Source organism: Synechocystis sp. CACIAM 05, from assembly GCF_010222815.1.
GTDB lineage: Bacteria > Cyanobacteriota > Cyanobacteriia > Cyanobacteriales > Microcystaceae > Synechocystis.
Map to the genome: position 1 here is coordinate 1,957,689 of NZ_CP019225.1, position 25,840 is coordinate 1,983,528.

The following is a 25,840-nucleotide window of genomic DNA, read 5'->3' on the forward strand; positions in this document are numbered from 1 at the left end:
CTTAGGTTCTGCCTCTGAGTTTCATGGCCATTTCATTGCGCACCGGAGCCATTTCCAAAGCCGTCTCCTCAGTAATGCGCCCCTCTTGGTAGAGATTAAACAGGGACTGGTTGGCGGTAACCATACCATCGTACTCCCCATCCTCCATCAATTCCGCGATTTCATCGTACTTGCCTTGGCGAATGTAATCCTTCACCGTTTCCGTATTGATGAGAATGTCATGGAAGCCGGCCCGTTTCCCATCAGTAGTACGGCATAAACCTTGGGCAACGATGGCCACCAAAGACTCGGCGATCGCCGTCCGCATGGCCGGTTGTTCCTCCGCTGTGTAGAGGGTCAAAATCCTTTCCAGGGTTTTAATGGCGCTGTTGGTGTGGAGAGTTCCCATCACTAAGTGACCAGTTTGGGCAGCTTTAAGGGCGGTGTTCACCGTACTCCGGTCCCGCATTTCCCCAATCAGGATAATGTCCGGATCTTCCCGGAGAGAAGCTTTCAGCGCATTGTCGAATTCCAGGGTGTGCATGCCCACTTCCCTTTGGCGGATTAAGGAACGACGACTTTGGTGTACAAATTCAATCGGATCTTCAATGGAAATGATGTGTTTGGCATGCTCCTTGTTGATGTAGTCCACCATAGCGGCCATGGTAGTGGATTTACCGGAACCGGTGGGCCCCGTCACTAGAATCAGGCCTTTGTGGGAGTCGGACACAGTACGCAAAATATCCGGCAAGCGCAACTGCTCCAGGGTCAAAATCTTGAGGGGAATAATCCGCAGTACCATGGCGGAGCCCAACAGACTTTCAAGAACGTTAATCCGAATCCTGGCAAAGTCGTACTGCTTTGCTCCGTCAAATTCCAGTTCCCGCTTGAATCGTTGGATTTCATCCTCAGTGAGAATTTCCCGTAGCCAACTCATGAAAGTTTGCTGATCCGTTGGCTCATAGCGGAGGGGCACCATTTCTCCCCGGTCCCGCATGCGAGGCACCTCCCCTATCCCCAGGTGAACATCGGAAAAACCTTGGTCAAAGGCACTGCGAATTAACTCCTCCAGACTAGGTTGTCCTGGCGATCGCCCTAGGTTGGCATGGCTTGGGGCTGGTGGGCTAGTGGGTAAATTGGGTGTCGGGGGACGATGTTGCGGTTGGGGCTGGCCAATGCTGGGGGGAGCTGGCATAAACTGAGTTTCCGGAGCCATACTTTCTTGCCGAATGGACGGCGCAGGTCGCCCAGCAGGATTGTTGGGAAGGGGAGGCAACGGGGGAACAGAGGGGCGGGGAGGTTGGTTCATGGGATTTTTTCACCGGATTTTGCACTTGTGGCACAGCTAACCCCCGGTAAACCTTTGATGCAGACAGAGGAGACGACACAGCCTGCAGCAACGAATATAACCGGTCGAATTCAATGGGGACATTGGGGACATTATTTAATAGGTTAAAGACTTTTTTCTGTTTTTCGTCAGTTGTTTAACAAAACGACGCATTTGTTTCCCCACGTTTATCCCTATGTCCTTAATGAGATTCAAACGACAAATTGTTAACAAATGTAAAATTAACTGAGTCTTGCATTAATTGCCTTCTCCATGCCGTCTCCAGCACAAAAAAGAAAAATGTGGGGATCAAAGCTAAACGACAAACTAGCCATGAAATCAGGCTTTAAACTGAGATAAATGGAGTTGAGGTTAATTTTTACCTATGGCTGGGAAACAGCAGACTGTAAGAATAATGAATAAATGTCAATGATTAAATGTAAATAATTATAAAGAAATCTCAGTTTCTCGAAGTCGTTGCCTATACTGGACTCAACAGCCCCCAGTCAGAGCCTTCAATTTGGGCACCGTTGTTTGGGGTCTGCCTCACCCGATTGTTGTTGTTGGAGTTAATAGTTATGGAGCTTTCGTCAAGGGAAGGAGTAGGAATGAGCTATATGCTCGTCCTAATGAAGAGTTTTTCTGTTTGGACTTTCACCCTGTTAGTTTGTCTATTGGTAGTCGGTTTCCCGCTGGTGTTTTTGGTCGCTACAGTGGGGGTTTTGGCGACGGTGGTATTACAGTCAGTTTTACCGATGAGTGCTGTGCTTTTAGTGGCCAGTAGTCTATTGGGAGGGACATTTTTATTGGTTCTTTCTGGGGCCGCTACCTTGACCGCCAAAGGAATCCATCCCCAGGAAGTGCGTTGGTTAAGTTGGCTCCATGGGGAAACTAATTTAATTCATAAACCCATGTTTGCATCCTGCCCGTTGACGTGCAGTCTCATTCAGTGATTAATTTTTGTCGATCTTTTGCTTAATTTAATTCTCAGCTTTTCCAAAGCCCAAACGCTTTCGTTTGACTCTTGCCTGTTCTTATCAACCCCGTCCGAAGCCAGCCTATGCCCAAGTCGGGGTTAATTATTTGTGTTTTATTTTTCCGCCGTTGAAGAGCTAGGGCATCAACAATTGGGCATCCCCCGGCTGGGAAAGTCCAGGTTGATTGGGAGCTGTAACAGCTGGGGGCGCCGTTGGATTCTGATCACCTTGTTCCCCCGAACCAGAATCTGTTCCATTGGATGCGGCCTGGGGGCGATAAAGTTCGGCGAGAAAATCTACTAATTCCTGCCGTTGTTTCCGATTTAGCCCGGCAATCAGTTGGCGATCGCCATCGAGGGGACTTGTTTGGAGAGTGGAAAAACCGGGATAACGCTCCGGCACCATTTGATCATTGGCACCAAGGTAATCCGCTAGGGTTAAACGCCAATCAAAACGATAGCGGGTTGGCCTTTTTTGTATATCGCGGTGATATCGGATCATCCGACTGATCAGGGTATTCTCCGGATCTGGGCTACCATCGCTTTGGCGGCGGTAATCGTTACCCTTGGGCAAATCGGGAAAACGAGCGTAAACCTGCTGAGCAATTATTTCCACCACCACCGTATATCCTCCGGCGGGCACTCCCTGAGCGGGCGGGGCCGGCTGAGCCTGGGAAACAGCCCCCCACTGTCCGGGACTATGGAGTAGCATGGTGAGCAAAAAGCTCAGACAACCCAATAGTAACGTCAGGGGAAAAAGGGGCTTAAACATGGAACTGGGGGAATTAATTATCGCTAATAATTTCTGGGCGGGTGAGCTCGTCGGACATTTCAATGATGGCCCGGATAGCCGGCTTCATGTTGGGATCGTCAATGCTGTCAAAATCTTCGGAGCGATTTTCCTTGGCTCGCTTAGCTACCCTGACAGTAATGTTGTAGCGGTTTGATGCGGCTCCTAAGAGTTCTTCGGAACGATAAATAATGTGGTTAGAATCCAAATTACTACGCTTGGTCATGGTAAACAGGGTAAGGGGGACAATATGGCGATCGCCATTCGGAAAAGCAAAAAAGCAGAAACCGGGTGGAAGAGAAATCCGCAGAATACGCTTCCCAGTCTAGCGGAAAATTACCTCGGCTCCATCCCAACTGACCTATTATCGACCCTTCCCTCTATCGACATATCGACAGTGCATCCATTAACCATGGACGAAAATATCGGCCTAAGCCTAGGCATCGAACAATTTAACCGGCAAGATTTTTACGCTTGCCATGACACCCTCGAAGCAGTGTGGCTAGAGGCTAACCCGACGGAGAAAAATTTCTACCAAGGTATTTTGCAAATTGCCGTAGCCCACTATCATCTTGGCAATCACAATTGGCGGGGAGCAGTGACTTTATTGGGGGAGGGTATCCGCCGCTTGAAGGGTTTTCGCCCTGACCATCGGGAAGTGGATATAGAGAGTTTATTTCGGTCCAGCGTTTTGCTGTTAGAGAATCTACAAACTATTACGCCAGAAAATCTCCCCCAATGGTTAGAATCCGCTGCAGCGGAACAACTAACCCCCCAAATTGAGATTAAGTCGAAATAGTGCCAAAAAGATCCAAACACTGTGCTAGCATGGTTAATGCCGAAAGCGAAACGGCGAGCGTAGCCAAGGGGTTAAGGCAGAGGATTGTGGTTCCTCCACTCGTGGGTTCGAATCCCATCGTTCGCCCTTACAGATACGGTTGGAAACCATGGCTCACACCATCTGTATCTATAGGAAGATTTAAGTATTTTTCAAAAATTCTTAGATTACCTAAATGTCAATTTAAGTATGGGCTATTCCCCCAGGTTTTTAGGTAGTTGTTTACCTTAGCCGGTTTTATGGCTTTTTACAAAACTTTGCCTGAGCCGCTATAGTGGAAGGTAATGCCAGTGATTAAAAGGTCAGTCCGGAGTTAGGGAGTAATAATGGAATTTAACTTTGACTTTCATACGTCTGAACAGGAAGAACAACGGGTCAACACACTGCTCCAATATCTGCAAAAACAACACCCCGAAACCTTAGCTTGGATTGCCCAATCCGCCAGCCCCGAGATTAAAGAGATTATTCACCAGAATGTCCAAGGCCTAGTGGGAATGTTACCCATGGATGACTTCGACGTGCAAATCACCACTGACCGGGAGGATTTCGCTAATCTGTTGGCTTCGGCCATGATGACAGGCTATTTCCTTAGCCGTATGGAACAACGGAAGAATCTGGAGTCATCCTTTTCAGGCTCGGATTGTTTATAGGGAATCACAGCATAGGCTGCTGGGGGTCATTGGTGACAGCGAGTTCCCGGTATTTTCAGTAGGCCATGCTTTTGGACCTACAAGAGCAACATCTAACAGACATATTTACGGATACATTACTGACGGTTCATGGCTAAGGAAAAAGAAAGGATAAAAGTTGTCAGCGATAATCGCCAGGCTCGTTTTCTGTACGAAATCTTAGAGACCTATGAGGCGGGCATCGAGCTGCAGGGTACTGAGGTCAAGTCAATTCGAGCAGGGAAGGTTAATTTACGGGATGGTTTTGCTCTGCTGCGGGACGGGGAAGTCTGGTTGATGAACGTGCATATTTCCCCCTATGACAAAAGTAGTTTATTTTTTAACCATGATCCCCGTCGTACCCGGCGTTTGCTAATGCATAACTGGGAAATTCGGAAATTAATTGGCCAAGTTGAGCAAAAAGGCCTAACTTTAGTGCCGTTGAAAATGTATTTCAAGGGTAGTTGGGTAAAAGTTGCTCTGGGCCTTGGTAAAGGGAAAAAACTCCACGATAAACGGGAGACTTTAAAGCGTCGTCAGGATGACCGAGATATGGCTCGGGCCATGAAACGCTAATTTCTGCTACTTTCCAAGAAGTTGCGGCAGAGGTTAGTCCGATGTTGGGCGATCGCCAATGGCCTCTTAGCGCAGAATTTTTAATCCTTCACATTTATCCTTCATCCTTTCATCCTCGAGATTAAATTCGGCTCGAACTGAATAATTCCGTCCGGGATGAAAATAGGAATTGTAAAAGAAACTAAAGGGTGCTTTTTCCACAATGCAAACCCGATCACCATCTTTAATTTGACTAAAAATTTCCTTTTTCACCATCCAATCTGCGGTTTCTAACTGTTGGGTCAGGGGTTGAAAAGCCGGATAGGTAAAGAATTTGTTAGTTTTGTGGATAAAGATAATCATAAACACAAAGGCAACTAAGCCAAAATATTGGGGCTTCAGAATAGTTCTTGGGCTGGGACTATGCTCAGCGAAACGGGTAACTAAATAGGCGTTGAGACTGACAAACACAATCATCCAATACATGTAGTAGCGCAATTCGTAAGATTGAGGCATCCACATAGTCACCACCGACATAACTAGCATCAAAGCCAGGGCCACTTTGGTGGATTTTTGCCAATTTTTCCAGCAAAGAAAGGCGAAAAGTACAGCGTTAAAAATTACATAGCCGCCAAAGTAACCCCCCATGCCAAAACGTTCTTCGTTCCACGAAATAAAATCCATGGCCAAGGTCCAGCGCCAGGGTCGGCGATCGTCAAAAGCATTAATTTCTAATAAAGATTGTCCCCATCGGACTGGGGGGGGTAGCCGGCGAATCTTTTCGTGCATGAAGTTGGGAGATTCTTCGGTGTGATTAAGCACCTGGCCAGCAATGGTAATTTTGACAGGATAGGCAGGGTTTTGGTAAAGAACAATATTCTTGATGGGGTTGTAGAAAATGATCAGACTAGCAAGGGTACCCAATGCAAATACTTGGGCTAATTTGAGCATATTGGCCTGGCGAGTTTTATCTGTTTGCCAGTAGTTAATAACAAAAAGTAGCAATGAACAAAGTATTAACAAAAAAACTACAGGAATTAGTTGCAATTTAATGTTGGCCGCCACAAATGCGGATAAGAATAAAATTGAAATGGTTTTTAAATTAAGTTTAACCTTATCTATGTAGAGTAAATATAAAGTTAAAATGCAAATGCTAACCCCAACATTACCTGGCAAATCAATGTAACTTCTTGCCGCATGCATGTGAATCATGGGCACGGCCAGCAGGGAAAGGCTAGCTAGGTAGAAGGGAATTTTTGGAACTTTTACGAGATAAACAATTAAAATTACTAGGCTAAAGTAAGAAACTAAATTAGTCGCTTCAATGCGGTTAAAAACCACCCAGAACAATCCCTGCAGCCAGTTTGCCAAGAGGGGAAAACCAAGAAATCGATTTTCTGTAAAATATTCAAAAGTATATTGTTCTGGGGGAATAATGCTCCAAATTCTGGCGGCGAAGGGTATGTGATACATAAAAGCATCACCACCATAGTTATAGTCAAAAAAAGCAATACCAAAAATAGAAATTAAGGTTAGAACTGCCGCGCCACTAAGAATGTAGCCAATAATATTTAACACCCCTATTTTTTTGATCTTTTCCGCAACAGCAAATTTCCTCAGAGGGTGATTAATATCCAGTGTTTCGAGTATTGACCAGCTCGTAGCTATTATTCCGACGAGGAACAAAACAATTCTCCCCAAACGTAGATCGTCCCCCTGAAAAACATTCCAATAACCAGCAATACCCAGCATCGCGGCTAGGGAAATGGAAATATTCCCCCAAATAAAAAGCACATTATTTTCAAATTTGCCTAGGAAAGTATAGCGTTGGACAATGGTAACTCCCTTGTAAACCAAAAGACTAAAAGTTAACAGGAGAAACCCGATCGCCAAACCAAGAAGGGGAACTAACATTGGGGATTAAACACTAGAAGTAAAGGGCGGCAGGAAGATGGTCAAAGTTGGCGATTTTGGTGATTTTGGCACTATTGATGGTTAGGGTTGGATCTTGGGTGCCATGTTGGAATTCAAAATAAAGTTGAATTTCACTAGTTTCGGGCAAATTAATCACCCAATCCCGATAGCTAGAGGCTAATAGTTGACTAAAGGCATGGTAGCGAAATATCACTTTGTCATTAACTTTAACACCGCACATTAAATCATTTTGGATGCCTTCTGCGGTGAAATCCCAATCAATTAAATAGCGACCTTTGGGCAAAATTAACTTACTTTTGAGGCGAGCAGAACCATCCTTACCCCGCTCGAAATGATCGGCATCTAACAGGCTATGGCTCTCAAACTGAAATGGGACTTGGTAGGGAGTTTCCCCTAGGCGATCGCCATGGATATAGAGATTATTGCGAATGTCTGCCCCCACAGGATAATCGTCAGCAGTTTTAACTTCCCGATAGGTATTAACGTCGATGGCAACGTAGCCCAAATTGCGCAGAAAATCCAAACATCGAGTATCATCCCGCTGGGTTTCTAAAACTAAATGGGGTTTGGCAGAAACTAACGTTTTTTCCAGACCTTTAATGGCATCAAATTCTGCTCCTTCAATGTCCATTTTTAGTAAATTTGGCACCAGCTTGGTGTGTTCCACAAAGTCATCTAGAGCAATGGTTTTGACTTCATAGGCGGAACCTACGCCGTTTTCACTGTAAATACTGTCATTGAGATGGCTACCCAGATAAATTTTTACGGTTTCATGGGAAGTGGAATAAACCGCATGGTGAAAAAGTTGGACATTATTACAGCCACTCAACACCAAATTTCGTTGGGTTTTATCAATAATGCGGGGGCTAGCTTCAAAGGCACAAACAACTCCCCTGGGCCCCACTAGCCTCGACATTACTGTCGTTAAGCCAGCAAAGTTTGCCCCCACATCAAAAACAATATCCCCCGGTTTACAGAAGTCCCGCAAAACTATTTGCACGGGCGGTTCCCAGAGGTTCTCCTGATACCAGGGGGCAATGCCATAGAGACTAACTGAGGAAATTTTTTCGTCAACGGCTAACTTTTTATCAATTTCTGGAGCAAGCACTTTTGCTAACTTAAATTTGAGTTTATCTTTGATTTTGTTAAACATAATCATTTTTTAGAAGCGGTAATATCCGTAAACCAAAGGAAAGAATGTTGTTCGTGGCGATTATCGTTAAAAATTGAGTAATGGGGAGATAAAATCCGATCTTTTGGCCAATACTGTTGGTGTTCTTGCTCCCATTGTTTAGTTAGTTTGCGGGCCGTTAGCATGGAGTTAAGGGGAGAAAATTTAGATAATTTGGGTAACCAATCCAGGGAGCGATAGGTTTCTAGCAATGCTTCAATGCCCGGAGCGTATTTCAAAGCTTCAGCATTGGGGTCAACTTTTTCTAGATAAGTGACCAAATTGTGGGCATGGTCAAAATCCGTACTAGTATGCTTACAGTAAGATTTGCGATAGCCCAGGCAATGGTAGAGTAAATTTTCCACCTCCTCTGGCGATCGCCGTTGGAAAGCATATTTAACACCGGCTAGGGTGCGATGTAAATACCAAGCCCGCATATCCTCAATTTCCGTGGCGGGACTTTGGGTGGTGCGTTCATCGGGATAATTCCAGAACAGACCCAGCATCTTATCCACCACTTTACTTTTAATGAAGGGCATGACCCGGTTTTTAAATTCCGTATCTCCCGCCCCCCGGAAGCTTTGGTCATAGTAACCAAAACGTTCGTGAATTGATTTACGATATAGGGCCCCCACCCAGGATAGGTAGCAGGTTTCTAGATAAACTAAATCCTGTTCATAACCAGTGCGGTCATAGGGCATAATGTCGCTGACCCAACCCCCCTGCATATCCACATTGGTGACCAAACTATGGCCAATCGCCCAATCCAGTTCTGGGTCTTGGTCTAGTTCCCCCGCCAAAATTTCTAAACAGTCGGGCAAAATGGTTTCATCTACCCCCAAAAAGGCTAAATATGGGGACTTTGCTAACTTAATGCCCCGGTTCCAGGCACTCTGGATGGTTTCCCGTTGCGGCGATCGGGCATATAGGAGAGGATAACCCAGGGTGGAAGCTAAATCTTTGAAAACTTCATACTCATTTCCCGGCGAACCGCTATCCACCAATACCACTTCCGCTTCTCCCCGTTTAATTAGGGTTTGGTGTTGTAGGGTCTTTAAGAATAGGGGTAATTTTGCCGCTGCATTGTAGAGGGAAACAATAATGGAAGCTCGGTATGGCCCATCCCCCCGGCGATCGTCCCAAATCTCATACTCATCCCCCGCCGGATTAGTCAAATTATCCAAACGAGCCTGTTCAATTAAGCTAAGGCAACGCTCCTCACGTTCCAAAGGTTGACCGTACAGGGCAGACACCGCCGCCATTTCCTTAGGAAAGCCATATTCTGTCAGGGTCCGCAACACAAAGGGTAAATCACCAAATTTATCTGTCCCCAGCGCCCGGAGGGACCGGAGCTTGTAGGTGGCAGAAACCAAAGTATTGCCCCGTAATTCTTCAATACGTGCTAATTCCCGCCAGAGCCGCACCCGGTCGATGCGGTAATTGGTAGCTAATTTACCCCGCACTCCTTGGAATTCTGACTCGTAGCCGGACCCCAAGCGCCAACCCATTTGGATTTTTTCCGCCAAATCTTTTGCAGTTTGTTCCGTGGCATTGAAGGCTTCTTTATATTTTTTGAGTAAATTAGGAGCCTTAACTAACTGGGCATTGCGGTCATCTGCTAGGGGCTGTAAAATTTTACCTTTTAATTGTCCAGCGGTGCTTTTTAAATTATTTTTAATTTGCTTGAGAGTTGGTTTTAATTGGGCTTTCAGCGGTTGTAAGAAAGAAACATTTTCCTGGGTACTTACCCAATAGCCCATCAGTTGACCATACCAGCTTTGTAGTTCATCTCTGATTTCTTGCTCATACTGACTAGTTTGTTGATAAATATCAGCCAAAATGGGGCTATCAGCAATGGCCGTTGAATGTTTAACGCTATCCACCAATTGGTGACGGTAACCAGTATAGTCGCTCAAAATATGCTCAATTGCCGGTAAGCAACTGTAGATATTGTCCAGATCAATTTCTACAAAAGGGACATCAGGAAAGTCTTCTTTGAGTAAACGACATACCCCAGCTCCACCGCCAACTACAGTGGGACAACCGGAAAACAAGGATTCCAGAGCTACTAAGTTGAGAGTGTCATAGCGTGAAGGTACAAAAGTGACCGTTTTGCGAGCGAATAAGCCCATTAATTCCTGCTGAGGTTTAGGAGGTAAGAATTTAACCGGGCTTTGGCGATCGCCAAGCATACTCCGGAGATAGTTTTCCGAAGAAATGGTACCGGTATCGTTAAAACTATGGGGGCCAATAATATTAGCTTCATGATAGAGATTTCTGTTTAACCACCAAGCGATATCAATAAAAATATCTGGGCCTTTCCGTCTCTCTGTGCGACCAACAAAGTTTAAATCAGGGCGATCGCCACTGGCAATTGCTTCTAGGGGCTGGGGTAATTCAAAAAAGTGTAGAGGATGGTAATAGTGGGCAGAAAATTGACTTAGGGATTGCCATTCATCAATGTAGCTTTTACTAATACCGTAACGCAGATCCACGGTGGCGTATTGCTTCCATTCTTCTAGTTCTAGGGGGATATTTTCCTTCCCTTGATTGAACCAATCTAACTTTAAGGTGGTGGAAATTTTGCCGTGGAGAGAAAGGGCAATCTTAGCAAATTTCACCCGATGGTAATCCAGGGCTGGACGCAAAAAAATCGCCCACTGTTCATAGTCAGGGGAATCGACCAAATCAAATTCCATGCCCGCCACTGACGCGGCAATATTACTGGCCCTGATGAAGGAATGATAAACCCATTTAGGGGGATTGACGTCAAAAAAATTGTTTAAATCGGCGAGGAAATATTTTTCCTGAAAGGGGACTCCGTGGGCATTATCAGGACGTTCAGTTACACGAGCTTCTTTGTCAATCAGGTAATAAAAGTCAATATCGGGGTTTTTCCGAATTAAACTGCGGTAAAAAGTTTGCCCGCCACCTACTTTGGCAAATAGGTCAAAATCTGTGATTAATACCTTCATGAAAGCAAATCTAGGTAGGTTTGATAAAGCTGACGATAGTCGTAGTTTTGGGCAAAGTTGCGGGCAGAATTACCCAACTGCTCATATTGGTGGGGGTGCTGGATAATATCTTCAATTACCCCAACATAAGTGGCTAAATTATTGTTGATTAAACAATCTACCCCCGACTCCACCGGATAGCCCCGAAAGGCGATCGCTGTGCCGAGGATTACCTTACCACAGGCCATTGCCTCCAAGGTTTTGACTGACATACCAGTGCCCGCTTCGAGGGGAATTAACACCAGGGCCGAGCGTTGATAAAGGGCTTGGAGGACGGAATCGGAGACTTTGCCCAGGGCCAAAAAGTTTCGTTGCTGGGTTGGAGAACAACAACTGCCCACGGCGATCGCCTGCCAATGACCACTACCAGCTTGGGCTAGGGTTTGAATTTGCTCCACTGCTTTGACATTGGGAGAATGTTGACTACCCACAAATAAACAGAAAGGTTTTCGCCAATCAATGGTGGGGTCGAAGGCTTGTAACTCCACCAGAGCTGTTTCTGAAGCGGGTAAATCTACGGTGGCTTGGGTGTCTAAACCAATGGGAACGCAATGGCTGGCAATGTTATGACTTTGAAAAAATGCTTGGTCATCGGGGGAAAGGGTCACTACTTCATCGGCTTCCCGCAAGGCTTGCAATTCTTCTGCCAGGGCAACCTGGGCTAACCATGTGTGCGGCGGCAATTGTTTAGCTAACACGTCATGGGCTGTGAGAATTAACTTTACTCCCCGACGGCGACAAATGGGCCCGGCGATCGCCGCCCAAAAGGGATATTCCAGCAACACCGCATCTGCCCCATCAATCACTCGCTCTAACGTTTCTTGAAATTTTTGGTCAAAACGACTGGCATAGTAAATCCAAGGCAGCCAATTTTCCCCTAACTCCTGGTAGGACAATGGGAAAAAATTAATGTTGTCAGCTAGGGAAATGTCCAGCATTTTTTGCCAACTTAAAAACGCTTCTTGATAAATCTTCTGTATTAGCTCACCCTGGGCAAAGGTTGATCTGAAATAACGATAATGAATTGGTCCCTGCCAATTACTCTGGCGATCGCCAATGGTAAACACCGTTACATCTAGGCCTTGACTAGCAAGAAAATCTGCCACTTTTCCAGACCGCTGACTGGCTCCACTACGCCGCTCTTCCATATCCCCCCAGGGATAAAGCATGACAACCTTCTTGACAACATTTTTTTTGTTAGTTGCAGATAAAAGTTTCTCTCCAAGAATATCGGTAAAGGCTTGGTTTAAACGTTCATAATCAATATCTTGATCATTAGTTTTCAGTGAATAAATTCGTGTTTGAGGTTGTAATTCCTGCAACTTAAAAGCCAAAGGTTCAGTAGTGGTGAGTAAAACTCCAAATAATTTCAGCTGATCAATTTCCCACTGAAAATCTTGATGTACAATTTCTTTCCTTTGGCGGAGTGCATCATCATAGGTATGAAATCTATCCACCTCCAGTATGGTTCTAGTTAAATCTAAGCCTAATTTTCTTAAGTAATGTTGGCAGAAGAACGAATCTGCGTAAATTAAATCGATGTTACTCCCCAACTTATTTTGTAATTCTTGCGAAATAAGCAAACCTGCCGACTGTACCCAATCCGTAACTAGCGTTGATCTATGCTCGTAATAATCCCGTAGATATTGTTTCTGTTGTTCCGGAGATAAACTGGTAGAATTTTTAGCAAAATCAATGTAAAAATCATCATCTACATAATAATCTTGTAAAATCCAATATTGTTTTAAGCCAAGCTGGTGTAGATCATCGCTAAGATAGTCCCATTCCGGTAAGTTAGCCTGGCCTAAGCGGCGATAAAAAATGCCATAAACTCCATAGCCACAACGACAAAAATATCTGATTTTATTAAGGTTATCCCTATCGCTTAATTTATCTAGAGCCATTATCACCAATACTGAAGCCCTATCTGAAACTTCGGGCTGAATTTCCACCGTTTTTACAAGGGATATTGCCAGTGGCTTAAGCAGACATTCTAAAAAGTAATCCGGGGATTGAATAGATTGCCAATGGTAACTAAAATGCTCAGCTTTTTCCGTCAGACTAGCTAGATTTTCTAACACATACCGAACTGACCTGGGTAAATCTTGGGGATTTTGATAAATGCCAGCTCTAGTTTCATCAACCTGCTCCGCCAACCAACTACCCTGGGGTACCACTACTGGTTTACCCGCCGCCAGAGCTTCGGTTAATACTCCTGAAGTACGTTGATAATTTATTGGGTTATAGGGCAATACCACCACATCTGCTGAAGCTAATAAGTGATAGTAGGCATCGGGTTCCATAGCATGGTCAATTAACTCCACCGCATTGCAAGGATACTGACAAAGTTTAAGCTTAGCTTCTAGAATTACTTCTTCTCCTCCGGCAACATTATAGTTAGATTGAATAGTAAATTTTGCCAAACCAGGCTTGAGATAATCAGTCCATAGATCTGCTACTAAAGCCGGCAAATGCTGATAACCTTTCTCCGATCTGGCATCACCTAAATAAACTATATGAATAAATTTTTTATTACCATCACCCTTATGAAAATTTTCTAACTTGAGTTTTTCTTGGCGAAAAGGAATCGGTACCTGGGTGAAGATTGCAGGACTCAGTTGATTGTGTTTTTTCACTAAATCCTTGGTATCTGTGTAAAAGCGAATTTTGCTAGGCCAGAGTTCAGTTTGGCAAAACTTTTCTAGACATTTTTTTAATCCTATACCACCAGCATTGACTACCAATGGATCTTCAGTATCGCGCCTAAATAACAGATGATAGGTGGATAAAATATCCTGATTGTGATTATTTAAAAAATAAAATAACTCTTCCAATTGCTCAATGCCAAAGGTGTGAATGAGAATGTGATCCTCTGCTACCAAATGCAATGTTGGTAAAATTTCCTCCAGGGTTTGGGTAAAACTTTTAGTTTCTACAACAAAATTTTCTTCGGATCGAGTAAATTTATTAACAATGTTACTAATAACTTTCTGGAGAATTTTGGCAACTAGACGGGTAACACCCCAAAGAATTTTTAATAAGCCCCAAGTTGTGTTAGCTAAGGGTATGGACCGCAAAGATCTAAGATCGGCTTTAAACCACCCTTTCAACCGTTGGGTGCTACCTTCTACTTTTTCCAAAAGTATTCTTAGTTCTGGATGATTTTGTTGCCACAGATAAAGTTGATGACGCCACCTTTCTTGCCAAGGTTGGGTTAGATTTAATAAATCGGGGGCAATAGATTCTATATTTTCGCCATTGGTTGGCTGGTTGAACCAATCCACTTGAAAAGCTGGAATAATTTTTATATCTCCAGCGACTAAAGATTCCTTTAGGGTTTGATTGGCAATGATGATTGGTTGATAGCCTTGTCTCTGGGCTGCTTCTGCCACAGCAACACTACACTCATAGTGATGTCCTTGCAGGTTGCACAGGGAATGGTCGATAACAACAAATTTCTTCATTACCGGAGCAAAATAAGAACGAAAATTCTCCAGCCCAATGATGACGGAGAAGTCAATTAAAAGACATAGTTATGGCAAGTTAACTAGTGTTTGGGGACCATGTTCAATTAGTAAAATAAACACAACTAGCTAATTCCCAATTTAGTCAATAGCGGTAGGCGATCGCCATTAAAATTCTCTGCTACGTTTTTGAGATGTTCTAAATTTTCAGCTTCTGTTTCTAAGGTTTTTCCTTCCTTAATAATTTTCTTGCCTTGACTGGAAAGTACTTGCCAGACAAATTGAGGGCCGTCTTGTTTGCGCTCTTTCGCTAATAGCAGTAGCTGTTCCAGACGATTGACAGCAATACCTGTGCCAACTAGGGGAGAGGCTAAAAATGCCATTTCATCGCTATAGAGAGATTTTGTTTTGACGGCACTGTTAAAAGCATCGGTGGATTTTTGTCTTTGTTTCCGCACCGTTTCATTTACCGCCGGATGGGTATAACCAATGCCAGTCATGATGATTAGGGCTTGGTAAAGACTGTTCAAAGTGATGCCTTTGGTTTTGCTGTCTTTTTGTAATTCCCCTAGGGTTAAAGGCCCATTTTCCAAGGCCTCACAAATGGGGCGATAAACTTTTTCCTGGAGTTCCACTTCTCCCAAGGGAAACTGTTGTTTAAGCTTGATTGATTTGATCGGTACCACTAAGGCAAACCGTAGATTCCCCAACGCTTGTAAATGCTCCTGGGGCAAGAGGGCAAGTTTTCCCCGGACAAAAATATCTCGCCGGAACTGGGTATTTAAAAAGAAATCTCGCACTACTTCCCGAAAAGTTGGATCTGTTACTTGGGATAGTTGGGTTTGGGCGGCACTGGACAAGTTAACAGCATCCACATAGTCGATTAAATGGGCTGATCCCATAAAATTGAGCTTGGCTTCTTCTAATTCTTTGGCAACTTCATCAAAATAAAAAGCATTCCACTCTTCGTTAAAATATTCATGGGCTAGATAGTAACGATTTTGTTCTTTCAGCTTTTCTAAACGGGGTTTTAAAATTGGATTTTGAGTGAAATAATTTGCTTTGGACTCCAGCATTTGTTCCGTGAAATCCAATGCCTTTTCAATACGGCTTAGAATTGGCTCGGAGGAGTTACGTCCATAGCGGAGCATCAAAGCTTGCATCGGTCTTGCCGCTGCCCAACCCGGTAGCGTGTTATAGGAGATATAAACCATACCTCCCACTTTGATTTTCTGCCGAATAAAGTTCACGATCGCCTGACGATTTCTGGGGGTAATCCAACTGTAAATGCCGTGGAGAACAATGAAATCAAACTGCGGTAAATCTTGATTGATAAATTCTTCAAAACTATCGTCAAAAAAATTGACATTTTTGGTGCCCGCTGTTTCAGCTAGGGTCCGGGCTTCAACGATGTGACTAGGATTAAAATCGTTGGCGTAAAACTGAGCCTGGGGGTAGCAACTTGCCAATAAATTGGTGGAATATCCTCGGCCGCAAGCCAGTTCGCAGTAATTAAAATTTTTCTCTAGATTGGGGGATTTTAATGACTTCAGAGTGTTGGCTAGGGCTAGTTTAAGGGGACTTAATTCCCCATAAAAACCATAGGTATAGTTAACTTCTAGGACGTAGCCCTCATTCCAAGTCATGGCGTCTGATTCTGCGTAGGGGTCAAGATTAGCCCTTAGCTTACAAGAAAGGGGCTTTGGGGCCTAGTTGAATGGCACAAATTTTCCTTCCCTGACTGTTTTTGCGCCATTGTCTAGCTCAAAGTCAGCCTCCGGTATCCTCTGGAAAGACTTCCATCCCCTGGTTGAGCAAGGGTAAACCCCACCACTGCATTGGGAAAACCCTCCTTCCTAGCTCCGGATTCCGCCCCCTAAAATTGATTTGGTAGTCCTTACACACCCAATAGCCAATATAGAAAATTTTATGCAACCCACAGATCCTAATAAATTTACGGAAAAAGCTTGGGAGGCGATCGCCAAAACACCGGAGATTGCTAAACAGCATCGACAACAACAAATTGAGACGGAACACCTACTCAGTGCCCTACTAGAACAAAATGGTCTGGCCACCAGCATCTTTAATAAAGCTGGGGTAAGCATTCCCCGAGTTAACGATCAAGTTAATAGCTTTATTGCCCAACAGCCAAAATTAAGTAATCCGAGTGAATCGATTTATTTAGGCCGCAGTCTCGATAAATTGTTGGACAATGCGGAAATAGCCAAGTCTAAATATGGAGACGACTATATTTCCATCGAGCACTTGATGGTGGCTTACGGCCAAGATGACCGCCTGGGCAAAAACTTATATCGAGAAATTGGCCTAACAGAAAATAAGTTGGCAGAAATTATCAAGCAAATTAGAGGAACCCAAAAAGTGACCGATCAAAATCCAGAGGGCAAATACGAATCCCTCGAAAAGTATGGACGAGATTTAACGGAATTGGCCCGGGAAGGCAAATTAGATCCCGTCATTGGCCGGGATGAAGAGGTGCGGCGTACCATTCAAATTCTTTCCCGCCGGACTAAAAATAACCCTGTCTTAATTGGGGAACCGGGGGTAGGGAAAACGGCGATCGCCGAAGGTTTAGCCCAAAGAATTATTAACCATGACGTACCGGAATCATTGCGGGATCGCAAACTAATTTCCCTCGATATGGGGGCGTTAATTGCCGGGGCAAAATACCGGGGGGAATTTGAAGAAAGACTTAAAGCGGTACTTAAAGAAGTTACCGACAGCCAGGGGCAAATTATTCTCTTTATTGACGAAATTCATACCGTTGTCGGCGCTGGGGCCACCCAAGGAGCCATGGATGCGGGCAACTTATTGAAACCCATGTTAGCCCGGGGTGCTTTGCGTTGTATCGGGGCCACTACTTTAGATGAATATCGCAAATATATCGAAAAAGATGCGGCTTTGGAACGACGTTTCCAGGAAGTTTTGGTGGATGAACCCAATGTATTAGATACCATTTCCATTCTCCGGGGATTAAAAGAACGCTATGAAGTACACCACGGCGTAAAAATTGCCGATAGTGCCCTGGTAGCGGCGGCCATGTTGTCCAATCGTTACATCAGTGATCGTTTTCTGCCGGATAAGGCGATCGACCTAGTGGACGAAGCAGCGGCCAAATTAAAAATGGAAATCACCTCCAAACCAGAGGAATTAGATGAAGTTGACCGCAAAATTCTCCAACTAGAAATGGAGCGTTTATCTTTACAACGGGAGAATGATTCTGCTTCCAAGGAGCGGCTAGAAAAATTGGAAAAAGAGTTGGCTGATTTTAAAGAAGAACAGTCTAAACTTAATGGCCAATGGCAATCAGAAAAAACTGTCATTGATCAAATTCGTACTGTTAAGGAAACCATCGACCAAGTCAACTTAGAAATTCAACAGGCACAACGGGATTACGACTACAATAAAGCAGCGGAGTTACAGTATGGCAAATTAACTGATTTACAGCGGCAAGTGGAAGCTTTGGAAACCCAATTGGCGGAGCAACAAACTTCTGGCAAATCCCTCTTACGGGAAGAAGTTTTAGAGTCTGACATTGCCGAAATTATCTCGAAATGGACCGGTATTCCCATCAGTAAATTGGTGGAATCGGAAAAAGAAAAACTGCTCCACTTGGAAGATGAATTACACAGCCGAGTGATTGGTCAGGATGAAGCGGTAACCGCCGTAGCCGAAGCCATTCAACGCTCCCGAGCTGGTCTTTCCGATCCTAATCGTCCCACCGCTAGCTTTATTTTTCTGGGCCCCACAGGGGTCGGGAAAACTGAGTTGGCTAAGGCTTTGGCCAAAAATTTATTCGACACGGAAGAAGCCCTGGTTCGGATCGACATGTCTGAATATATGGAAAAACACGCTGTTTCCCGTTTAATGGGGGCCCCTCCGGGCTATGTGGGCTATGAAGAAGGGGGACAATTGACGGAAGCAATTCGCCGCCGGCCCTATTCGGTCATTCTTTTTGACGAGATTGAAAAAGCCCATGGGGATGTGTTTAACGTCATGCTCCAAATCCTGGATGATGGCCGTTTAACCGATGCCCAAGGCCATGTGGTGGACTTCAAAAATACGATTATCATTATGACCAGTAACCTGGGCTCCCAATACATTTTGGATGTGGCGGGGGATGATAGTCGTTATGAAGAAATGCGGAGCCGAGTTATGGATGTGATGCGGGAAAACTTCCGCCCAGAATTTCTCAATCGGGTGGATGAAACGATCATTTTCCATGGCTTACAAAAATCCGAGTTACGATCCATTGTCCAAATTCAAATTCAGTCTTTGGCTACCCGTTTGGAGGAACAAAAATTAACTTTGAAGTTAACGGATAAAGCCCTAGATTTCCTGGCCGCCGTGGGTTATGACCCCGTTTATGGGGCTCGTCCTTTAAAACGGGCCGTCCAAAAATATTTGGAAACGGCGATCGCCAAGGGAATTTTACGGGGGGATTACAAACCTGGTGAGACCATTGTGGTGGATGAAACCGACGAACGCCTCAGTTTTACCAGTTTAAGGGGGGATTTAGTCACCGTTTAGGGACTTCTGTTCCGTCAACTCTGACGGATTAATAACTCCATCAATACTAACCCTAGGGGATTCCAACTCCGCCGTCATGGTTGCCCCTGGGGTTTGGTGATGGGGTAATAACTCCTGACCCCGGTTAATCAAAGCCGCCATGCCCTTGTCATAATTACTGGCGATCGCCAAAAAAGCACCGGCCATAACGTAAATAGGCAGGGGCAAAATTACCCCCCATAGCCATTGGAAAAGTTGCACTCCGGCAAATAAAACCACCACCACCACCAGTAAAAATGGCATCATTATCATCCCCAGAAATAAGCTCAACCCGGATGTTGTGAAGATATCAAACAACGACTCCGCCTTAGATATTAGAAGATTTCTCCCTTAAATCAAACCCCAACAAAAATCGTGGCGGAACCACAGCCATGGCCACCACGAAATAGTAAAGTAAGTTATGCAGACCAGCAGGTCAGGTAATTATTGGTGCCGCAGTTACACAGAGGCCGGTACCTTAGCTTCCGCCGTTAACTGTTCGTAAACTTCCCGCATTTTCAGACCCACTAACACCTGGAACAGACCAGTACCATTGTCAGTGCCTGGGTAATCCTTATGCTTGAGCAACAACTCGGTCATTTCACCGTAGTACTTAGTACCAGTCTTGCTGAGGTGATTTTCCACGTAAACCATTTCCTCTAGGTTTTCAAACCTGCCGTCCACTTCCAGCAAAGATACTTCGTTGCCCATGAAATTATCGGGGCCGTAGTACATCTTGATGCCAGGATAGGTACAGGTCAGCTTCCGACCACAGGGACGCCAATCAATGGTGGAACCTTCGTCAAACAGGTAGGCCGGCTCGAAGAATTTAACCCCTTCTTTTTGCACAAGACGAACCCGCAGGAGTTTACTTTCCTTGTCCTCAATCAAGCGGGTGGGCAACACCTGGATCACCACATCCGCATATTGCTTTTGGGGCTCGATATAGGCGGTGAAGTCAGGCTTACGGGCGTTGATGGAAGCCAAAATATCTTCATAGGTGTGGCCCCGTTCGGCCATGTCCCGTTGAATTTTCCAGTTAATTTTCACTTCTTCGCTGATGTCCAGGTAGACCCCGAAATCCACCAGTTCCCGCACCCGTTCATCGTAGAGGGGATGCAAACCCTCAATAACCACCACTTTGTTGGGTTCAACTTTTTCCGGCGGATCCAGCAGCCCCGTTTCGTGGTTGTAAATGGGTTTCATAATGGATTGACCACTTTTGAGCGTTTTAATCTGCTCATACATGAGGTCAAAATTGTTGGCTCTGGGATCCAGGGCGGTGACCCCAGCGGCTTTTCTACCCTGGCGATCCAAACTATGGTAATCGTCCAAACAAATTACCGTCATGAACTCTTCGCCGAATAAATCCGTTAAACGACGTAAGAAAGTAGACTTACCGCAACCGGAATCCCCGGCAACACCAATAAGAACCACGCGGTCTAGCTGTGTGGTCATAACATCCCTCAAAAATGCAAAACTGATTGTTAACCCGGTTTCCTAGAAAATTTCTCCTCACCCCAGATGGCGTGTTGGAGAGACAAACCAGAGCCTATGGGCTTGTTAACCCCCTGTCAAGGGCCGAAGGAAAACTAATCCTGAGATCTAGTCATCCTGGTCAACCCCAGATAACGCTCTTCGGTTCTAGCCAGAGATATAGCCTGACCCTCTGAATACTGAGTATGAATTCTATCAGAATTGTATTCCCTTCTACAAGATTGACCGAGTCAAGGGGGGGCGCGCCCTATGACTAGACTTAACTTAGACTAGTGGAGGTTCATTCCAGGGTTAATCGTCCGGTAAAGTGATACATGGGTTACATTTTATCAAGGTTAACTTTGTTAGGGTGGTAGGACTAAATATCCGCTTCTGACCCCACTGCTCCTCCCGGCCACGGCGATCGCCTGACGATGGTAGGCTTGATAATACTGCGATAAATTTCTGTCAGTATTATTTGATTGAGTAGGGAGCAATTAACCCATGTACAGTCCCGGTTACGTAGCGACTTCATCCCGCCAGAGCGATGCCGGTAATCGTTTATTCGTTTATGAGGTAATCGGCCTGAGTCAGAGCACCATGACTGATGGCTTAGACTATCCCATCCGCCGTAGTGGCAGCACGTTCATCACCGTCCCCCTAAAGCGGATGAACCAAGAAATGCGACGCATTACCCGGATGGGAGGAAAAATTGTCAGCATTAAGCCTCTAGAGGGAGATTCGCCTTTACCCCACACCGAGGGCATTGCTAAACCCAGTCAATCCGAGGGAAGTGGTTCAGAAGCGGTGGCTAATCCAGCCCCTGAATCTAACAAAACCATGACAACAACCCCCAAAGAAAAAAAAGCTGACGATATTCCCGTCAATATTTATCGTCCCAAAACTCCCTACATCGGCAAAGTTTTAGAAAATTATCCTTTGGTAAGGGAAGGGGCCATTGGCACAGTACAACACCTCACGTTTGACCTCTCCGCTGGGGATCTCCGTTACCTAGAAGGGCAAAGTATCGGTATCATTCCCCCCGGGGAAGATGATAAGGGCAAACCCCATAAGTTGCGCCTGTATTCCATTGCTTCCACCAGACACGGCGATTTTGGCGACGATAAAACCGTTTCTCTCTGTGTGCGCCAATTGGAATATCAAAACGAAGCTGGGGAAACTGTACAAGGGGTCTGCTCCACCTACCTGTGCAACATCAAAGAAGGGGACGACATTGCCATCACTGGCCCCGTTGGCAAGGAAATGCTCTTACCTCCAGACGAGGATGCCAACATTGTGATGCTGGCCACCGGTACCGGTATTGCCCCCTTCCGGGCCTTCCTGTGGCGTATGTTCAAGGAACAACACGAAGATTACAAATTTAAAGGCCTAGCTTGGCTCATCTTTGGCATTCCCAAATCAGAAAATATTCTCTATAAAGATGATTTGGAAAAAATGGCAGCGGAATTTCCCGATAATTTCCGCTTAACCTATGCCATCAGCCGGGAGCAACAAAATGCCGAGGGCGGCCGGATGTATATCCAGCACCGGGTGGCGGAAAATGCTGAAGAACTGTGGAATTTGATGCAAAACCCCAAAACCCACACCTATATGTGCGGTCTCAAAGGCATGGAACCCGGCATTGATGAAGCGTTCACCGCCCTAGCGGAACAAAATGGTACCGAATGGACCACTTTCCAACGGGAAATGAAAAAAGAACACCGCTGGCACGTAGAAACCTACTAGAAACCTAGTAAGGGTTTTTGTCGGCGGATTGATCCATTTAGTTTGAAGGGAGTTTTACCATTGGTAGGCTCCTTTTCGGTGTTGGGCCAACAATTAACAGAGCACTGGGGTTGAATCTAGGCAGAACTTAGCTAAGGCTTGGGACACTCCATCGGCTTCCACGTCCGCTGTTACCCAGTCCGCCACCTTTTGCACTTCGGGGGGAGCATTACCCATGGCTACCCCCACTCCGGCATATTTCAGCATTTCCACGTCGTTAAAATTGTCTCCGATCGCCAAAATTTCTTGGGGATCAAGCCCTAATACGTCTTCAGTTAAATGTTTCAGGGCCAGGCCTTTGGTGGCTTCAGCGTGGGTGACTTCAAAGTAAATTTCGGTGGATTGGGTCAGGTGCACGGCTTGGCCCTGGAGTTTTTGATCCATTTCCGTCATCAACTGGGCCATAAGGGGAGCATTGCGACTGATGGCTAACATTTTGGTGGTGCTACCCAATTCAATAATTGAGCGTAGGTCGCCGCTAGCTTGGGCCATGGCACCAGACCTTTCCATATAAACATGGGTTTCTGGGGTGATATGCCGCACATGGAGCTGGTCGTTGTAATAGCAGTGGATATCAAGATGGGGTTCCAGTTCCGGTCGCTCAAAATGGTCCAAAATTTCCAAGGCGATCGCCGGGGGCAGGGGTTTTTCCCTTAAAACACCACCAGTGTGGGGATGCTTGGTTAGGGCACCATTGTAACTAATCAAAGGCAGGGTTGATTGAATGGTCTGATGGAACCGTAGAGCAGAACTAAACATACGGCCAGTGGCCAACGCCACTTGGATACCCCGGCTCTGTACCTGGTGGATGGTTTTCACCACTGTGGGGTTAATTTGATTGGATACTCCGGCGATGGTGCCATCAATGTCCAATACTACTAACTTGATTGACACTGTTAAACTCCCTGGCAACGGATTAGTTGGGCAAAAATTCTGTTAGAAAGCTGAAATCTAAAGCTTAAATTTACAATGATTTACATTTCCCCCTCCATTTAACCATTCTGAGAACAGCGCTTAACATGGACTTCTAGGGTCGGGCGGCTATGCTGGAAAAGCAAAAATTGCTAGTCTGGATGGTAAAAATTATCTTTGAGTCTTCCATGACTGAACTGGTGGAGTGATCTGTCAGGGTTATCAACTGAAATTTCAATTATTTAAATTATTTAGACTTAAATTTTTCAATCATTGCTTTAAGCTAGGGTAAATCTTGCCGGAGGAGGCATTGGGGTGGCAACTTCTAGGACACAACGGGATGTTTGGGTTTATGTCGGCATTGGGGCCATGGTCAGTGCCTTGGTGTTATTTTCCTTGGTGCCTCTGGTGATGGGTTTGTGGCAACCACGTCCCGCTGCGGATGGAGTCGTCAATGGGGGCACACCTCTAGAAAGTCAGGCGTTGGGCTATCAGTTAGTGCTGGAAAGGGAGCCGGATAATGTCAATGCTCTCCAAGGTTTGCTAGAAATTCGCCTGCAACAAAAAAATCTTTCTGCGGCGATCGCCCCTTTGGAAAGGTTGGGACAAATTCGGGCGGACCAGGTGCAGTACCGTATTTTGTTGGCCCAGCTTAAGACCCAACTGGAGGACAATGCGGGGGCGGCAAAGGTTTACCGAGAAATCCTGACTCAATCCCCTTACAACATCCAAGCTTTGAAAGGTCTAAGTGGACTTTATGCCCAACAGGAACGCCCCGCTGAAGCGGTGGCCATTGTGCAAAATGCCATCACCCAGGCGATCAAAGCCCAAACCGGAGCCCCTGGCACTGTTCCCCCCGACCAACTCACTTCCTTACAACTTCTGCTGGGGGAAATTTACCTCAGTCAAAATCGCCCCGACCAGGCGATCGCCATTTATGAAGCCGCTAGCAAAGTCAACGGCAATGATTTTCGTCCCGTCCTAGCCCAGGCCCAGGTCATGGCCCAAACTGGCAAAGTTAAGGAGGCCGACCCTTTTTTCCAGCAGGCAATTATGCTGGCTCCAGTGCAGTATAAGGACCCGATAAAAAACATTGCCCTCCAGGTGACCAACCAGGCTTTGGCCAATCAGAATGGAGCCCCCGAAACCAGTATCCCTTCCCCCGCCCCCATCCTCAAGTCAGAATAAAAGGAAGTCTTAGGGGGCCCTGGCCAACTGGTAGGATAGAAAAATTAACAAAATTTAGTAACAATCCAGGGAGGGAACCCTCAGTGATGTCCTTTTTGAAAAATCAGTTGTCACGGCTGTTGGCCTTAATTTTGGTGGTGGCGATCGGTCTGACGGCCTGCGACAGCGGCACAGGACTCACCGGCAACTATAGCCAAGATACCCTGACGGTCATTGCCACCCTGCGGGAGGCGATCGATCTACCCCAGGATGCCCCCAATCGCCAAGAGGTGCAGGACACCGCCCGGGGCCAGATTAATGACTATATTTCCCGTTACCGTCGCAAAGGTGATGCCGGTGGGCTGAAATCCTTTACCACCATGCAAACGGCCCTCAACTCCCTGGCTGGATACTACACTTCCTACGGTGCCCGTCCCATTCCCGAAAAGCTGAAAAAACGCTTACAACTGGAATTTACCCAGGCAGAAAGATCCATTGAACGGGGCGTGTGAACCATCCTGATTTCCCCCCCATCGGGGACCCCCAGTTAAAACTCGAAGCCCTCACCCATCGTTCCTATTGCAACGAACATCCTGGTACTCCTTCCTATGACCGGCTGGAATTTCTTGGGGATGCGGTGTTGGGTTTTGTGGTGGGGCGCATTCTTTTTGAACGTTATCCCCATTTTACTGAGGCAGAGTTAACCCGTCTGCGGTCCCAGTTGGTTAATCAAAATCAGTTGGCCTATCTAGCGAGGTTTTTACACATTGCGCCGGAAATTCGCCTGAGCCAAAGTTTGGCCAGGGACGATGGACAATCCAGCCCTTCAATCCTGGCCGATGTTTTTGAATCATTGTTGGGGGCAGCTCTCCTGGATGGGGGTTTGACGGCGGTGGAAGATTTCATTCAAGAACTATTCGTTCCCATCCTAGAGCAGTGGGAAAAAAGCCAGGATGGGCGATCGCCAAAACCAGTGCCGACCATGGATGTGAAAAGCATGCTCCAGCAGTGGGCTTTGGCCAAAACGAAACAATTACCGGAATATGAACTAATCAACGCCAGTGGGCCACCCCATGCCCAGGAATTTACCTTTACCGTCAAACTAGCGGGAAAAATCCATGGTCAAGGCTCTGGCCCCAGTAAGCAAATTGCCACCAAACAGGCAGCCCTAGAGGCATTGAAAAGTTTGGGGCTATTGCAATAAGCAAAGCAGAATC

20 protein-coding genes and 1 tRNA gene are annotated in these 25,840 nt (G+C 45.7%); 10 read left to right on the forward strand and 11 right to left on the reverse strand.

Going from position 1 to position 25,840, the window contains the following annotated elements; translation table 11 throughout:
• Position 1: 1 nt before the first annotated feature.
• Positions 2-1,288 (reverse strand): type IV pilus twitching motility protein PilT, encoded by a 1,287-nt coding sequence (locus BWK47_RS09365; protein ID WP_162328440.1) that lies wholly within the window; start codon positions 1,286-1,288, stop codon positions 2-4.
• Positions 1,289-1,914: 626 nt separating this feature from the next.
• Here BWK47_RS09365 and BWK47_RS09370 point away from each other — a divergent pair.
• Positions 1,915-2,259: a hypothetical protein gene (locus BWK47_RS09370; RefSeq protein ID WP_443081618.1), complete on the forward strand. Its 345-nt coding sequence runs from the start codon at positions 1,915-1,917 to the stop codon at positions 2,257-2,259.
• Positions 2,260-2,418: 159 nt separating this feature from the next.
• On the opposite strand, the gene BWK47_RS09375 is transcribed toward BWK47_RS09370, so the two are convergent.
• Together BWK47_RS09375 and BWK47_RS09380 are read right to left on the reverse strand one after the other, a co-directional pair.
• A complete protein-coding gene (locus tag BWK47_RS09375) occupies positions 2,419-3,054 on the reverse strand; it encodes a hypothetical protein (RefSeq protein ID WP_010873066.1) in 636 nt (211 codons plus the stop codon).
• Positions 3,055-3,067: 13 nt separating this feature from the next.
• On the reverse strand, positions 3,068-3,298 hold the full coding sequence (locus BWK47_RS09380; RefSeq protein ID WP_010873067.1) for a DNA-directed RNA polymerase subunit omega: 231 nt from the start codon (positions 3,296-3,298) through the stop codon (positions 3,068-3,070).
• Between the two features lie 24 nt (positions 3,299-3,322).
• Here BWK47_RS09380 and BWK47_RS09385 point away from each other — a divergent pair, with 24 nt between their 5' ends.
• The 4 genes from BWK47_RS09385 (at position 3,323) to smpB (ending at position 5,154) form a co-directional block, all read left to right on the forward strand.
• Positions 3,323-3,871 carry a DUF309 domain-containing protein gene (locus tag BWK47_RS09385; RefSeq protein ID WP_237269577.1) on the forward strand — a complete coding sequence of 183 codons (549 nt, stop codon included), beginning with the start codon at positions 3,323-3,325 and terminating at the stop codon, positions 3,869-3,871.
• Positions 3,872-3,924: 53 nt separating this feature from the next.
• Positions 3,925-3,997, forward strand: a tRNA-His gene (locus tag BWK47_RS09390).
• A 239-nt stretch (positions 3,998-4,236) separates the two neighbouring features.
• Entirely contained in the window at positions 4,237-4,560 is a 324-nt protein-coding gene (locus BWK47_RS09395) for a DUF760 domain-containing protein (protein ID WP_010873069.1), read from the forward strand.
• Positions 4,561-4,689: 129 nt separating this feature from the next.
• Entirely contained in the window at positions 4,690-5,154 is a 465-nt protein-coding gene (gene smpB / locus BWK47_RS09400; RefSeq protein ID WP_010873070.1) for an SsrA-binding protein SmpB, read from the forward strand.
• Between the two features lie 66 nt (positions 5,155-5,220).
• On the opposite strand, the gene BWK47_RS09405 is transcribed toward smpB, so the two are convergent.
• The 5 genes from BWK47_RS09405 to BWK47_RS09425 form a co-directional block, all read right to left on the reverse strand.
• Positions 5,221-7,047 (reverse strand): hypothetical protein, encoded by a 1,827-nt coding sequence (locus tag BWK47_RS09405; RefSeq protein WP_162328442.1) that lies wholly within the window; start codon positions 7,045-7,047, stop codon positions 5,221-5,223.
• 13 nt (positions 7,048-7,060) lie between these two features.
• The gene (locus BWK47_RS09410; RefSeq protein WP_162328443.1) at positions 7,061-8,221 is read right to left on the reverse strand and encodes an FkbM family methyltransferase; all 1,161 of its coding nucleotides are present in this window, start codon (positions 8,219-8,221) and stop codon (positions 7,061-7,063) included.
• Between the two features lie 2 nt (positions 8,222-8,223).
• Entirely contained in the window at positions 8,224-11,214 is a 2,991-nt protein-coding gene (locus BWK47_RS09415; protein WP_162328444.1) for a glycosyltransferase, read from the reverse strand.
• The gene (locus BWK47_RS09420) at positions 11,211-14,717 is read right to left on the reverse strand and encodes a glycosyltransferase (protein WP_162328445.1); all 3,507 of its coding nucleotides are present in this window, start codon (positions 14,715-14,717) and stop codon (positions 11,211-11,213) included. The genes BWK47_RS09415 and BWK47_RS09420 overlap by 4 nt, the downstream gene beginning before the upstream one ends.
• Positions 14,718-14,842: 125 nt before the next feature.
• Positions 14,843-16,363 (reverse strand): class I SAM-dependent methyltransferase, encoded by a 1,521-nt coding sequence (locus tag BWK47_RS09425; RefSeq protein ID WP_162328446.1) that lies wholly within the window; start codon positions 16,361-16,363, stop codon positions 14,843-14,845.
• A gap of 283 nt (positions 16,364-16,646) precedes the next feature.
• Between BWK47_RS09425 and clpB the strand changes: the two genes are divergently transcribed.
• The gene (gene clpB / locus BWK47_RS09430; protein WP_162328447.1) at positions 16,647-19,265 is read left to right on the forward strand and encodes an ATP-dependent chaperone ClpB; all 2,619 of its coding nucleotides are present in this window, start codon (positions 16,647-16,649) and stop codon (positions 19,263-19,265) included.
• On the opposite strand, the gene BWK47_RS09435 is transcribed toward clpB, so the two are convergent.
• Together BWK47_RS09435 and BWK47_RS09440 are read right to left on the reverse strand one after the other, a co-directional pair.
• The gene (locus BWK47_RS09435) at positions 19,251-19,550 is read right to left on the reverse strand and encodes a hypothetical protein (protein ID WP_162328448.1); all 300 of its coding nucleotides are present in this window, start codon (positions 19,548-19,550) and stop codon (positions 19,251-19,253) included. The two genes, clpB and BWK47_RS09435, sit on opposite strands and share 15 nt — an antisense overlap.
• A gap of 192 nt (positions 19,551-19,742) precedes the next feature.
• On the reverse strand, positions 19,743-20,741 hold the full coding sequence (locus tag BWK47_RS09440; RefSeq protein ID WP_010873078.1) for a phosphoribulokinase: 999 nt from the start codon (positions 20,739-20,741) through the stop codon (positions 19,743-19,745).
• A gap of 522 nt (positions 20,742-21,263) precedes the next feature.
• On the opposite strand from BWK47_RS09440, the gene petH reads away from it, so the two are divergent.
• On the forward strand, positions 21,264-22,505 hold the full coding sequence (petH, locus tag BWK47_RS09445) for a ferredoxin--NADP reductase (protein WP_162328449.1): 1,242 nt from the start codon (positions 21,264-21,266) through the stop codon (positions 22,503-22,505).
• Positions 22,506-22,598: 93 nt separating this feature from the next.
• Here the strand turns inward: petH and BWK47_RS09450 are convergent, their stop codons facing one another.
• Positions 22,599-23,438: a Cof-type HAD-IIB family hydrolase gene (locus BWK47_RS09450; protein WP_162328450.1), complete on the reverse strand. Its 840-nt coding sequence runs from the start codon at positions 23,436-23,438 to the stop codon at positions 22,599-22,601.
• A gap of 333 nt (positions 23,439-23,771) precedes the next feature.
• Between BWK47_RS09450 and BWK47_RS09455 the strand changes: the two genes are divergently transcribed.
• The 3 genes from BWK47_RS09455 (at position 23,772) to rnc (ending at position 25,827) form a co-directional block, all read left to right on the forward strand.
• Positions 23,772-24,644 (forward strand): tetratricopeptide repeat protein, encoded by an 873-nt coding sequence (locus BWK47_RS09455; RefSeq protein ID WP_162328451.1) that lies wholly within the window; start codon positions 23,772-23,774, stop codon positions 24,642-24,644.
• An 83-nt stretch (positions 24,645-24,727) separates the two neighbouring features.
• Entirely contained in the window at positions 24,728-25,135 is a 408-nt protein-coding gene (gene psb27 / locus BWK47_RS09460) for a photosystem II protein Psb27 (RefSeq protein ID WP_010873082.1), read from the forward strand.
• The gene (gene rnc / locus BWK47_RS09465) at positions 25,132-25,827 is read left to right on the forward strand and encodes a ribonuclease III (RefSeq protein WP_162328452.1); all 696 of its coding nucleotides are present in this window, start codon (positions 25,132-25,134) and stop codon (positions 25,825-25,827) included. Before psb27 ends, rnc begins: the two co-directional genes overlap by 4 nt.
• Positions 25,828-25,840: the final 13 nt, after the last annotated feature.

Excerpts from the sequence above, each read along its gene's own strand:
- BWK47_RS09385 (WP_237269577.1), top strand. The coding sequence starts at position 3,323 with ATGGCGATCGCCATTCGGAAAAGCAAAAAAGCAGAAACCGGGTGGAAG.
- BWK47_RS09440 (WP_010873078.1), bottom strand. The coding sequence starts at position 20,741 with ATGACCACACAGCTAGACCGCGTGGTTCTTATTGGTGTTGCCGGGGAT.
- petH (WP_162328449.1), top strand. The coding sequence starts at position 21,264 with ATGTACAGTCCCGGTTACGTAGCGACTTCATCCCGCCAGAGCGATGCC.
- BWK47_RS09420 (WP_162328445.1), bottom strand. The coding sequence starts at position 14,717 with ATGAAGAAATTTGTTGTTATCGACCATTCCCTGTGCAACCTGCAAGGA.
- BWK47_RS09415 (WP_162328444.1), bottom strand. The coding sequence starts at position 11,214 with ATGAAGGTATTAATCACAGATTTTGACCTATTTGCCAAAGTAGGTGGC.
- BWK47_RS09380 (WP_010873067.1), bottom strand. The coding sequence starts at position 3,298 with ATGACCAAGCGTAGTAATTTGGATTCTAACCACATTATTTATCGTTCC.
- BWK47_RS09370 (WP_443081618.1), top strand. The coding sequence starts at position 1,915 with ATGAGCTATATGCTCGTCCTAATGAAGAGTTTTTCTGTTTGGACTTTC.
- BWK47_RS09405 (WP_162328442.1), bottom strand. The coding sequence starts at position 7,047 with ATGTTAGTTCCCCTTCTTGGTTTGGCGATCGGGTTTCTCCTGTTAACT.
- BWK47_RS09375 (WP_010873066.1), bottom strand. The coding sequence starts at position 3,054 with ATGTTTAAGCCCCTTTTTCCCCTGACGTTACTATTGGGTTGTCTGAGC.
- BWK47_RS09365 (WP_162328440.1), bottom strand. The coding sequence starts at position 1,288 with ATGAACCAACCTCCCCGCCCCTCTGTTCCCCCGTTGCCTCCCCTTCCC.
- BWK47_RS09395 (WP_010873069.1), top strand. The coding sequence starts at position 4,237 with ATGGAATTTAACTTTGACTTTCATACGTCTGAACAGGAAGAACAACGG.
- BWK47_RS09410 (WP_162328443.1), bottom strand. The coding sequence starts at position 8,221 with ATGTTTAACAAAATCAAAGATAAACTCAAATTTAAGTTAGCAAAAGTG.
- BWK47_RS09425 (WP_162328446.1), bottom strand. The coding sequence starts at position 16,363 with ATGACTTGGAATGAGGGCTACGTCCTAGAAGTTAACTATACCTATGGT.
- smpB (WP_010873070.1), top strand. The coding sequence starts at position 4,690 with ATGGCTAAGGAAAAAGAAAGGATAAAAGTTGTCAGCGATAATCGCCAG.
- BWK47_RS09435 (WP_162328448.1), bottom strand. The coding sequence starts at position 19,550 with ATGATGCCATTTTTACTGGTGGTGGTGGTGGTTTTATTTGCCGGAGTG.
- clpB (WP_162328447.1), top strand. The coding sequence starts at position 16,647 with ATGCAACCCACAGATCCTAATAAATTTACGGAAAAAGCTTGGGAGGCG.